Origin of the sequence: Pseudoalteromonas sp. T1lg122 (genome assembly GCF_002964825.1) — a bacterium.
GTDB classification, from domain to species: domain Bacteria; phylum Pseudomonadota; class Gammaproteobacteria; order Enterobacterales; family Alteromonadaceae; genus Pseudoalteromonas; species Pseudoalteromonas gelatinilytica.
The window spans coordinates 498744-511549 of sequence record NZ_PQCG01000001.1 but is presented as its reverse complement, the minus strand read 5'-3'; the positions used below and the strand labels follow the sequence as shown (position 1 = coordinate 511549).

General features: G+C 40.6%; 7 protein-coding genes. 4 read left to right on the top strand and 3 right to left on the bottom strand.

Going from position 1 to position 12806, the window contains the following annotated elements:
• Window positions 1–6 precede the first annotated feature (6 nt).
• Both C2M33_RS02380 and C2M33_RS02375 read right to left on the bottom strand, forming a co-directional pair.
• Entirely contained in the window at window positions 7–756 is a 750-nt protein-coding gene (locus C2M33_RS02380; RefSeq protein ID WP_105173598.1) for a class II aldolase/adducin family protein, read from the bottom strand.
• An 8-nt stretch (window positions 757–764) separates the two neighbouring features.
• Window positions 765–1085 (bottom strand): DUF962 domain-containing protein, encoded by a 321-nt coding sequence (locus C2M33_RS02375; RefSeq protein ID WP_063701346.1) that lies wholly within the window; start codon window positions 1083–1085, stop codon window positions 765–767.
• A gap of 97 nt (window positions 1086–1182) precedes the next feature.
• Here C2M33_RS02375 and C2M33_RS02370 point away from each other — a divergent pair, with 97 nt between their 5' ends.
• The 4 genes from C2M33_RS02370 to C2M33_RS02355 all read left to right on the top strand — a co-directional run bounded on the left by C2M33_RS02370 (window position 1183) and on the right by C2M33_RS02355 (window position 8314).
• On the top strand, window positions 1183–2148 hold the full coding sequence (locus tag C2M33_RS02370; protein ID WP_105173597.1) for an AraC family transcriptional regulator: 966 nt from the start codon (window positions 1183–1185) through the stop codon (window positions 2146–2148).
• A 228-nt stretch (window positions 2149–2376) separates the two neighbouring features.
• A complete protein-coding gene (locus tag C2M33_RS02365) occupies window positions 2377–4311 on the top strand; it encodes a methyl-accepting chemotaxis protein (RefSeq protein WP_105173596.1) in 1935 nt (644 codons plus the stop codon).
• 259 nt (window positions 4312–4570) lie between these two features.
• On the top strand, window positions 4571–5464 hold the full coding sequence (locus C2M33_RS02360) for a cation diffusion facilitator family transporter (RefSeq protein WP_063701154.1): 894 nt from the start codon (window positions 4571–4573) through the stop codon (window positions 5462–5464).
• Between the two features lie 336 nt (window positions 5465–5800).
• On the top strand, window positions 5801–8314 hold the full coding sequence (locus C2M33_RS02355) for a response regulator (RefSeq protein WP_233999075.1): 2514 nt from the start codon (window positions 5801–5803) through the stop codon (window positions 8312–8314).
• Here the strand turns inward: C2M33_RS02355 and C2M33_RS02350 are convergent.
• Window positions 8289–12740: an EAL domain-containing protein gene (locus C2M33_RS02350; protein ID WP_082873989.1), complete on the bottom strand. Its 4452-nt coding sequence runs from the start codon at window positions 12738–12740 to the stop codon at window positions 8289–8291. The genes C2M33_RS02355 and C2M33_RS02350 overlap by 26 nt on opposite strands.
• Window positions 12741–12806 lie beyond the last annotated feature (66 nt).

Sequence of the window (12806 nt, the reverse complement as noted above, 5' to 3'; positions counted from 1 at the left end):
ATATCCTTATTGATCGTAACCCGGACTTTTATTGTCGAGTAAGCGCAGTAAGGCAGGCCAAGCAATTGCGCCACCCAGTCCCTTAGTAGCAACTTCAGTTTGCCCTTTGATACCCTCAATAATCGCGCTAGGTACTTGTACGAGTTGCTCGGTATTTTGTGAAGTACGAGTTTGTACAGCGCATGCAGCTTCAAAAACATACATAAACAAAAATGCATCAGCGACCGTTTTACCTACTGTTAATAGGCCATGATTACGTAGCATTAGAAAGTTATTAGAACCTAGGTCATTCACTAAACGGTCTTGCTCTGCAGGGTTAAGGGCTATGCCTTCGTAGTCGTGATAACCCAAACCTGAGTGCACAACAACAGCTTGCTGAGAGATAGGCAATAAGCCGTCTTTGTTTGCAGACACCGCCGTGCCATTGAGTGAGTGGGTGTGAATAACGCAATGGGCATCATCTCGCGCCATATGAATACAGCTATGGATATTAAACCCCGCAGGATTAACTGGGTATTCACTGTCATGCAGCTTATTACATTGTTGATCTACTTTGATTAGACTTGATGCCGTAATTTCGTGAAACATCATGCCATAGGGGTTAATCAAAAACTCGTTGTCTGTGCCGGGAACGCGCATTGAAATATGGGTAAAAATTAAATCATCCCAGCCATATAAAGCAACTAAGCGATACGCGGCAGCAAGCTCAACACGGGCTTGCCATTCTTGTTCTGATACTGTGTGTTTTATGGTCATGGCTTTTCCTAAAATGGTACTTTGCGAACAATAATGTCTTTAAACATGACCCAATCACCGATAAAGCTATAAAAAGGGTGTGTAAAAGTAGCGGGACGATTTTTCTCAAAAAAGAAATGACCAACCCAAGCAAAGCCATAGCCCACTAGAGGGCATAAAATTAGCCAGCTATATTGCTGCTGATAAATAGCGGCAAACAAAATAGCCAAAACAATCCAGCTGCCAATGAAATGTAAGCGTCGACAGACTTTATTTTTGTGTTCTTGTAGGTAATAGGGGTAAAACTCTTTAAAGCTCGCGAACTCGCGTTTACTTGCTACAGTGCCCATATTGTTGTCTCCGTTGTTAATTACAGGTAAACAATAGGCTTTTATTCTTTTATTTACTTGATAATATAGGTCATTAAATTGTTTATTTAGGACGCTCATGAGAACCTTATCAAGCTGGTGGCTACGTGCTATGGCTGAGTCGTTTAAATGGCAGGGCTTACCAATTAATGAGTTGTTTGCAGCGGTAAATATTCCTGTAGCAGAATTAAGTAGCCAAACAGCCCGATACCCACAAGCCAGTGTCAGTATGCTTTGGAAGCAAGCGCAAGCCATGTTACCAAACACCCATTTAGGTCTTTATGTTGGTAGTAACATGAATGTACGGGCTATTCCGGTGGTAGGCATGGCGATTATTCAGTCAACTCAGTTATTGAGTGCTTTTCGGCTGATATTGCGTTATCAAAAATTGATGGGGGATACCCATAATGTGTCTTTGATAGATCATGGTAGTGAGTATGAACTTCGCTTTAACTTTAGTGATGGTGAGCGCGATATGTCATTGCTAAGCTACGAAGCGCCCATGGCGTTTTGTGTAAAAATAGCGCGCACTGTAAAGGGAAAAGATTGGCACCCAACGCGAATTTGCTTGCAGCGTAAAGAGCCACACAGTGAGATTAATGCGCACTTTAATTGCAACATTGAATACGGCGCAACGACCCATAGCCTTTTTTTTAGCGAAAATACCGATAGTGAACCTGTGTTATCAAGCCAGATGAAACTGGTGACGCAAACGAATGTGACGCAGGTGCTGAGAATTTTACTTGAAGAGCATTTAATTCAAGGCCAAACGACCAGTAAAGCAATGGCAAAAGCACTTAATATGAGTGAAAAAACACTGCAGCGCCGTCTTGCAAAAGAGGGCACAAATTTTAGTAACGAATTAGCAAGTTTAAGACAGCAAAAAAGTGTGTCATTGTTAATCGAAACAGATCTCTCAATCACTGAAATAGCCTTTTTATGTGGCTACTCTGAAATTAGTGCATTTCATCATGCATTTCATCGCTGGTATGGCATGTCGCCAAAATCCTATAAGCAAAAAATGGCAATAATAGCAGGGTCGTAATAAGCACGATTTTATTCAGTAAGCTGTTTGTAGCTGTTATTTTAACTAATAAAAGGTACAAGCTGGCGTTTGTTCCTATTCTGTTTGAGTTTGATAATTATTCATACAAAAACAATAGTAAAAGCTTAAATAGCAATTGCTTAACACAGACTTGTTACCTAAAATTATAGGTAAGACGCAAGGATGATCTAAAACCAAAACTCCACCATTAAGTATGAGGCTTGCTGAATGCGAAACTTATCGCTGCGCACTATTTTTATTAGTTTTGTGTTAATTGCATTGTTTGTTGTCACTGTGGTTAGCGCCTTAATCAATACCAGCCAATTTTCTCGGCTTTATTACCAACAAACCGAAAAGCAATTATTGCCTGACGCTGTGGGTAAAGTGGCTGCTGAAATTGACGCTCAAATGCGTTACCCGATCTCTGTGTCACAGTCTTTAGCTGAAAACCAAATTCTGCATACGTGGATGAACGAAGGTGAGAAAAGCTCGCCAATTCATCAACGTGTAATGGCGTACTTTGCTGACTTACAAAGAAAAAGCGGTGCGTCATCGGTGTTTTGGGTAAGCAAAAACTCAATGAGTTATTACACACAAGACGGCTTTTTCAAATCAATCTCACAAAGTGAGCCAAGAGACAGTTGGTTTTTTGATTTCATCGGTTCAGATAAACGCCAAGCGCTGGCTTTAGATGTGAGTGAGCAGGGCGGACACCTCACTTTATACGTTAACACCTTGGTTGAAATTGCAGGGCAACGCCTCGGTGTGGCAGGGCTTGGTTATGATATTTCAGATATTTCTAGCATTGTTACGTCGCGTAAAATTGGTGAGCAAGGGTATTTATTCTTAATTGATGACAGCAAGCGAATTATTGCACACGCAAACGATGCTTATATTGGTAAACAAGTCACAAGCGTCGCTTCATTAAGCGCATTACAAAGCTTTTTGAGCAGTAAACATACTGGCTTTACTCTATCGCAAGTGGAGCTCGCTGATGAAGATGTTTATGCTGGGGTTATGCCAATTGAAGGAACAGGCCTTACTCTTGTAGCGGTTCAGCCTAAGCAAGAGATATCAAGCGCGATTAATGCAGTCGTTTGGATGTCGATTATTGTGAGTGTTGTGCTTGCGGGTATCTTCTTAGTGCTGACGCTTTATTTTGCGAATTGGCTCAGTAAGAAAATACGCCGTGTTGGTGACGAGCTACTCGGTATGGCAGGCCAAGGCGGTGACTTAACAAAACGTTTAGATGACAGTGTTGATAATGAATTGGGGCATCTTGCAAAGGGCTTTAATGCCATTATAGGTAAAGTGGCCGAGTTGGTAGATGAAATAAGTGTTACCGAGCAAGCGATGCGAGAGGGGATTGATGACCTTGCGAGCTTTGCCAATAAAACCTTTGTTGCTACCGAAGATCAGCGCGCGCAAACCGATCAAGTTGCCACAGCTATTACAGAAATGGGGCAAACTATTAACGAGGTGTCTGATATTGCTCATCGCACAGCAAGCGACACGGAAGAAGCGGTACGAGAAACCGTGCAAACCAATCAAAGTATGGCTGCCACAGCGCAAACCATGAATGAACTGAATGACATTTTGATCACGGTTGATAAAAGTATCGGTGAGTTTGCAAATCAAGCCGCTGAGATCAACTCGGTTGTTGAAGTAATTAATGCAATTTCAGAACAAACTAATTTATTGGCACTCAATGCGGCAATTGAAGCGGCAAGAGCGGGTGAGCAAGGTCGTGGCTTTGCGGTCGTCGCTGATGAAGTACGCTCACTTGCACAGCGTACGCAAACATCGACTTCTGAAATTAGGGAACAGATTTCGCGTTTACAAAGCTCATCATTGCAATCACAAGAAGCGATTGCCGAAGGTACGCAAAGTAGTCAAAAAGTGACTGAGCTTACGCATATTGCAGTGTCTGCACTTCAGTCTATTCAGCAGAAGTTTGAGATTATCAGCCAAGGCAATCATCAAGTTGCAGCAGCCACAGAAGAGCAGGGCACGGTGGTTGAGCATATCAATCAGTCGGCTCATGATATTTCAGACAGTGCAATGCAAATACATGATAACGCTGAGCAACAACAGCGTGGTACGCAAAGCTTATTATCGCGTGCTCAGCACCTTAAAGATTTAGTCAGTCAGTTTAAAGTTTAATAGCCTGCTTTTTAAATCTGCTTCGAGTAAAAGGCGTTAACAACACGTGTTGTTAACGCCTTAATATTTTTTAGCTTACAAGTGAGTGATTCAGTTTACTTATTCGCTGCTAATTCCTTTCTCATTTCTAACACATCACGCAAAAAACTTTCAAAAAGGGACAAATAACCAAGTTTTTAGTGCGTTTGCGCTCGCCACGTATTACAATTGAGACTTTATATCATTACCACTTTCCAGCGAATAGGTATTTCACTTCTTCATGACAGATATTACAACACACCAAGCATCTAGACGCCGCTTGTTGATTGCCTTAGCCATAACATGTTCGTTTATGGTGATACAGGTTATTGGCGCCTATTTTTCAAATTCGCTTGCTGTTCTTGCTGATGCTGGGCATTTGTTTGTTCATAACAGTTCTTTATTCATTGCACTTATTGCCTCAAGCATGGCGATATATTTCGCGAAAAACTTTAATGATGGCTATCAGCGCGCAGAGCTTACGGGTGGTTTGATCAATGGTATTTTATATCTGAGCATTAGCTTAGTTATTTTGTATGAAGGAGGTGAGCGTTACCTTCATCATAGCGATGGTCATGATTTACAAATTAACAGCTATTTGATGTCAGTGATTTCGGCTATAGGCTTTTTATTTCATGGCGCAGCAGCTTGGGTTTTATACAAAGGGCGTAAAGCAAGCATCAACGTGTATGCTGTGTTTTTACACTCATTTTTTGATTTAATTTCAACGGTTTCAACTTTCTTTGCAGGTATTCTAATTCACCTAACTGGTTGGGCAGAAATCGATATTATTTCGAGTATGTTGATTGCCACCTTTGTTTTGTTTACTGGGGTTAAAGTGATCATTCGTTGCGTGAAAGGGTTACTCGAAAATAGCAGTAAATTACCGGATGTAGCTGATATTGAACAAAGTATCGCTTCGGTTGAGCACGTACAAAATGTACATAACGTGACTGTGATGCGCCAAGATAAAGACATTATTGTTGGTGCGCACGTTGTGTTGAAGCAGCATTGCACCGTTGAAAAACATGATGAGGCGTGTCGATTAAAGGTCGAAAAACTACTGCTCTCGCGCTTTAATATTAAAAAAAGTGTGCTGCAAATTGAGAGTCATGAATGTCACCATGTTAATTAAAGTGGCAAATTGTTTAATTTTCTTTTAATTTAAAGGTATCACTATGAAGTTAGGATACCTTTTTTGCTTCAAAATAAGCCTTCATATTTCAACTTTTTAGCCGCGATACTGCTCGGTTGTATCGCGGGAGTTGTTAATCTGCTCCCTATTTGGTTTTTAGATAGCTCAGAATTTCTGCTTGGTCAGTTTTTTGTGATCCTAAGCTTGCTGCTACTCGGTTGGCGCTATGCAATTATCACTTTTATTATAAGTACGGGGTTTATTTTTTACCGCTGGGGGCATGCGTGGCCTTCCATTGTGTTTGCCTTAGAATTGATCTGCTTGCAGGTATTCTGCTTGTCAAAAGCGCGGCCAGTCTTTTTACGAGGGATGCTGTTTTGGTTTGTAATTGGTTTACCCTTACTGTGGAGTTTTGGCCATTTCTTTTTAGGTCTTCCAATCTTAACGATTGCCATTGCACTTGCTAAATACTGCTTAAATGCGGCAATTTACTTATCGGTTATTGATTTACTTAGTTTCTTTTTTAGTCGCTATTCGTGGCATAAACACTATTCGTCTTTATATAAAATTCTTAACTATGTAGTGACCTTACTGGTTGTGCTGGTGGTGATCTTAACCTCAATAGTGTTAACCAATAATCACTATGCGCGTATTGAGTATGAAATAAATGCACAGTTAAAAGAGAAAGCAAAAGAAATCGCTCGCACAATTGATAGCCACCTCGACCACCATAAAAAAGGGGTGGTACTCACGGCCAGAAGTATTGCCAATGGTGTTCCGCATCAAATTGCCCTTGAGAATATGGCAAAGTTGTATCCAGATTTTAGAACGCAAATCATTGTTGATGCCCTTGCCGATGTCACTCACTTTTATCCGCAATCGTTAGCGATTAGTTTGCAGCAATCAAAAATCCGCGCCAATGTGGCAGACCGTGACTACTTTATAAATGCGCCAAATAATGAGCTTGGTTATATTTCAACAATCTTTAAAGGAAGGGGTTTTGGCTCTTTACCCATCGTTGCGGTATCAGCACCGATTTATATTGAAGATACCTTTACTGGGGTTGTCGAAGGCTCACTGATGTTCGATTACTTTGCAGGGCTCAGACCAAGCCTTTTCAGTCATCAAGGTGAGTTATTGATTTTAGATGCGACCAATAAAGTGGTATTTAGCACGCTTGATGATTTTAAAGAGTTACAGCAATTAACAGATGAAGAAATTAACTCGTTTGCAGAGGAAGCTCGTTTTAAGATGTTTGACGCTGAGGATGAGCAGCAGTTTTATGCCAGAGAAGCCCGCTCAACCGAGCATAACTGGATAGTGATGACCATGCTTAACCGTAAACATGCTAACAATGTTGCGGTAAGTGCATGGGGTCAGTCTTTGGTGATGATATTATTCATTATTTTGTTAACCAGTGTGTTTATCACGCAGCTGAGCCGCTGGTTGATAGCCCCCATTGAAAAGCTAGCTGAACAAATCGACAAATTCGAACCTGAGCGGGCAATCACAGAGACCGACTTACCACAAACTTGGCTAGAAGTGAGCCGTTTACAGTCGCAGTTCTCGAGCTTAGCAAATAAGCTGGCGCTTAATTTTAATCGCTTACATCAAGCGAATCACGAAAACGAAGTGTTGAATAACAAACTGACCGATTTTAATGCCCAGCTCGAGAAGCAAGTTAATGATAAAACCAATGAGCTAGTCGAAGCCGTGCGCTTAGCGAACCAAGCGAACCGCACCAAATCACAATTTTTAGCGAATATGAGCCATGAAATCCGCACCCCGCTCAATGGTATTTTAGGCATGACTCAACTGCTATTAGACAACCCTAAGTTGCCTGAAACTGAACGTGATGAGCTGGCGATGATCCATCAAAGTGCCAATAATTTGCTATTGATCTTAAATGATATTTTAGATTTTTCTAAAATTGAAGCGGGTGCACTTAAGTTGGAAAATCGTGCCGTTGAGATTAAGGCCTTACTGCAACAGTTAGCAAAAGTATTTAGCAATACCAGTGTGAAAACAGGTGTCGAATTTAACTTAAGCATAGCAAACGATATACCTGAGTATATCCGTTTAGATCCGCTAAGATTTAGCCAGGTAATCAATAACATTTTGAGTAATGCGGGTAAATTTACTGAGTCAGGTGAAATAAGCATGCATTGCCAAATGGTCGATGGCGCTCTTGAAATATCAATTCGTGATACAGGCATCGGTATTTCAGCCAATCAACAGGCCAAACTGTTTACAGAGTTTACCCAAGCCGATATATCGACTACCCGAAAATATGGTGGTACTGGGCTAGGATTGACCATCAGTAAGCGCATTATAGAGCTGATGGATGGGCAGCTTTCATTGGTGAGTCAAGAAGGTAAGGGGAGCGAGTTTACTGTTGCCATCCCTGTCACTGTGAGCGACGCAGAAGCAAGCGCCGAGCAAAGTACAGACAAACCAACACTTCATGGCATTAATGTATTGATTGTTGAAGATAACCCAGTCAATCAAATCGTGCTGCAAAAAATGATGCAAGACACCCAGTGTACGATTAAAAAGGCAAACGATGGCTTACAGGCACTTGAGCAGCTTAAAAGCTATGCGGCAGATATTATATTGATGGACTGCCAAATGCCTCACATGGATGGCTATCAGTGTACACAAGCAATTAAACAGAACCCTGCGCTGTATGGCGAAGCTGTCATTATTGCTATCACGGCGAACGCGTTTGAAGAAGATCAACAGCGTTGCCTTGTCGCGGGTATGGATGACTTTATCTCAAAACCGATTAATAAAGATGAGCTTTATCGCTGCTTAAATAAATGGTTTAAAGCGCGTTTAGACGATCGATAATTGCTTGAATCGTGCTCTCTGCAAGGAGTTCATCGGCCAACATGGGTTTTGCGAAGTAGTAACCTTGTAAGTCTTCGCAGCCCATCTCTGTTAAGAAGCTAATTTGCTCGTTGGTCTCAACCCCTTCAGCAATACAATATAAACCTAAGTTTGATGACAGCGCATGGATGGTTTTGATAATTGATTCATTACTTTTATCTTGGCCGATATTACGCACGAAGCTTTGGTCTATTTTGATCACATCGATCGGGAATTGGCTAAGGTAAGTCAGCGACGAATAACCCGTACCAAAGTCATCAAGTAATAGTTTGAAGCCGGCATTTTTAAGCTTTTGCAGCTGCTTAGAAGCTTTCTCTTTATCTTCTAATAGTGTGTTTTCTGTAATCTCAAGGCGTAGCTGAACAGGCTTTACCATGTGATTATTCAAAATAAGTAGTAAGCGCTCAGTTAAGTTCGATTTTAAAATATGCGTTGGCGACAGGTTTAATGATAAATAAAACTGTGGGTTAGCACGAAGCATTGGCAATAACTCAGTTAATGCTCTATCAAGGGCTTGCTCAGTCAATGCATCGATTAAACCAATTTCTTCGGCAATAGGAATAAACTCAGCCGGTGATACAAAACCTTGCTCGTTTTTCCAGCGCATTAAGAGCTCAACACCATTTATTTTTTTTGTTTTGGCATTAACAATCGGCTGATAGTTATTAAATAACTCATCATCTTTAAAGGCGTCTTTCAGGGCATTTTCAAGCAACAGCTTTTTGGTTAGCTGGTTGTTCATTTGCTCTGTGAAATATTTGAAGTTATTACGGCCAGATTGCTTAGCATGCATCATGGCAATATCTGAATTTTTAATTAAATCGTCTGCGGTTTTAGCATCAAAAGGGTAAAGTGCAACCCCAACACTGGCTGAAATGTTAATCGAAAAATCGTCAATAATTACTTTGTTCGCCAGTTCCTCAGTAAGCTTTTTAACCAGCTCACTGAGTGTTTGCGGTGAGTGAAGGTCTTTTACAAGGACTAAAAACTCATCACCACTTTGACGACCAATCACCGCATTTTCGGGCAATATAAGGCTGACACGTTGCGTGATGTTACACAACAATTGGTCACCTACCGCATGTCCAAAAGAGTCGTTCACTGGCTTAAACTTATCTAAATCGATAAAGAGCAGGGCAGCGAGTTTATTGTACTTTTTAGCGTTATTTATACAGTTACTAATTTTTGTATGCATCAAAGAGCGATTTGGCAAGCCTGTTAGCGGGTCATAATTCGCTAAATAACGTAAATCGTCCTCAGCGCGTTTTTGCTCTGTTAAGTCTGAAATAACAATTACGTAATAGTTAATTGCTTGGCTTTCTTTTGCTACAGCCGTGACACTAATGTGAACTGGGTGTGCAGGGCTTTTTAGTGTGCGAATAACAGCCTCTGTTTTCCAGTTTTGTTTTGGTTTAAGTGTTTTAAGTACGTCGATATACTCAAGGAATTTGGCACGACCAATGGCACTTATAAAGTCGTATGTTGTGAGTTCAGCAATATTACTTGGTGTGGCGAATGCTTCACCAAAGCTGGCATTAGCTGAAAACGGTTTGAGTTGATTGTCTAAAATTAACAACCAGTCGTTAATTTGTCCAAATGCTTCACCGAGCACACTGGCTTGCTGAGCATTAGCGCGCTGCTCGGTAATATTGGTGTAAATACCCGTAACTCTTAATGGTCGATTTTTATCATCGTGTGCAACGCTGCGGCCAACATCTTCATACCAAAGCCACTCACCACTTTTATGTTTTAACCTATAAGTTATGTTCCACTGTTCGTTATTGGTTTGCTTGCAGAATAATTGCCACTGATTCGTTACATTATTGCGGTCGTGTGGGTGAACTAAGCTAACAAACTCTTTTAAGGTAATACCATCTTTGTACTCGGTATAACCAAGTTCAGCTGAAAACCGGGTGGTTCTTAAAAATTGTTCTGCGAGGTTAATCTCCCAAACACCACTTTTATTGGTGCTTAAAGCAAGCTCAGTTTGTTGTTGAGATTGGACAACCTCTTCATGGGCACGGCGTATCACTTGTTGACGTGCACGATATTGCCAAAATATAAAAAACAAAATAGCTAATATAATAATGGCGTAGCTTGTTTTTGCAGCAGGGGATGACCAAGGTGCGTGGGCAACATTAAATCTCAACTGCCTCGTGGCAGAAACGGCATCACTTATCTCGGACGATGATGAAACCGATAACACATAATCGCCAGGTGGTAATTTAGTGAAAAAGACCTCATTGGTTGTTAGCTTGTCGTATTGCAGTGAAGTCGGTCCATCAAGGGTTACTCGATACGATGTTTTATCTTTATTAATGGTATCAAAATTCGAAAAGGTGACTGCTAAGCCCATATCTTCAGAAGTGATCTGTAGCGGAGTATTTACATACTTGTATGGGTGGTAGTTAAGCTCACGAGAAAGCAAAGATACATTGGTGATCTCGGTGTTTATGTTTCCCACTTCGACAGGCGACGATAAAAAATCTTCAGGTGAGAGCAAAAGTACGCCGCGGGTAGTACCAAACGCAAGTTGTCCGTTATGTAGGGTTGTGTCGGCATCAATATTAAATTCATTAACGGCTAGACCATCGCGAATGAAATAACTGTCGAGCTCTAAAGAACTTAAATCTACACGGTATAGGCCATTTTGAGTGCCTAACCATAAAAAACCAAAACGGTCTATTTGCAATGCAAATACAGATTTGGCTTTTAAGCCCGATTGTATATTAATGCGGTGTTTAACTTCATAGGTTTTAGCATCAATGCCAATGAGGCCTTCGTCAGCTGAACCAAGCCACAGGGTGTTGTTATAATCCATCACCCAGTCATCAATGGTAGTGAACGCTAATGGGTTATAGTTTTCTGTTTGGTATATCAGTGTTAACTTTTGAGTTTGCTCATTGTAGCGGAACAACTGGCCAGACATACTCAGAACATATTCATCGGGGTAGTTAGGCAGTGGCTCTAAAAAAGCATGGGCATTAACAAGGTCTACTTGCTCTTTTAGTCCTTTAATTGTTGAAAGTTCACCGGTTTTGCCATTGTATTTATAAAAATTATTGTCATCTAAAAAGGCAAATTGATCATTGCCAATTGCTCTAAAGCCCCAGTTTGGGCCGTAACTTAAAAGGTGAATGGTTTCTGCATTGCCTTTTAAAGGCACTAGTTTGCCAGTTTGTTTATCAAAGAGGGCAAGGCCAATGTATTTCATCAACCATAAATAACGATCGCTATTATCTAGGTTGGCTTCGGTAATACCATAAATACCGTGCTGACCATGAAACGCTTTTTCGTCGTCACTCACTAAGTAGGGGGTGACTTCTTTAGTGAGTTGATTGTATTTCATCAAGCCATTATCAGTACCTATCCAAACCGTGTTGTTTTGATCTTGTAATACAGTCCAAACATTATTATTAAAGTGAGCTTGGTTGTTTTTTAATTCAATATGCTTAAAACGTCTTGCGAGAGTTGACCAGGTGAATACACCTTGTGAGCGGGATGCCAGCCAAAGCAGCCCTGTTTTATCAATCATTACATCTTGGATTGAATTGTCAGTCATCAAAAACTTACTTTGTTCAAAGTTTAAGATGAACTCAACCGACATGGTTTGACGATTAAACTCATATAAGCCTTTTTCTGTGACAATATATTCACCGAATGAGCTAACAGAGTAATCCCAAATATTTAAGTTAGGGATTAATAGTCTTACCTTATCAAATGCCAGTAAACGGTTAGCGTTAAAAGGGATATCAAACATACCTTCTACGGTGCCGACAAATAAGCCAAGCTGCGCATCAATCCTTAAAAATTTAACGTTTTTATTATCTTCGGTGATCTGGGCTTTATCCGTTAGCGGAATATGCGAGATATGATCATCAGCCAGATTTTTCGAAAAAAGCCCATTCGATGTACCTATATATAAAAAGTTGTCGTGCAAGGTCAGCGCTCGCACAATATGCTCTTCTTTATTAATAGAAAACTCATGCAAAAACTTTTTAGATTGTTTGTTGTATGAATAAACGTGTTGAGCAATAGCAAAGTAAAAAAAGTGGTCGTCTTCAGTGATTGCTAGAATAGGCGAGAAGAAAACATCTTCAGGGTCGAGTTTGCCCGAATAGATTTTTTCAACTTTGAGGGTTTTAGGATCAATAAAAAAAGCACCTGAGTATTCAGTGCTAACGAAAATGTTGCCATTTTCTGTTTTATGCAGCGCGGTAATTTGTCGCTGATCAAGTATGTACTCACCAGCAAAAGGTGCAACTTGATATCCATCGTATCGATTTAGGCCTTGATAGGTACCAATCCAAATAAAGCCTAAATCATCTTGCACGATTTTAGTTACACTGCCTTGTGTAAGGCCTTCATCAGTCGAAATACGCTGCATTTGCAAAGCATAGTTTTGTGCAAACGCAGAGGAAGTGAGCGTGAAAAAAAGCAAACTGAAAATCAA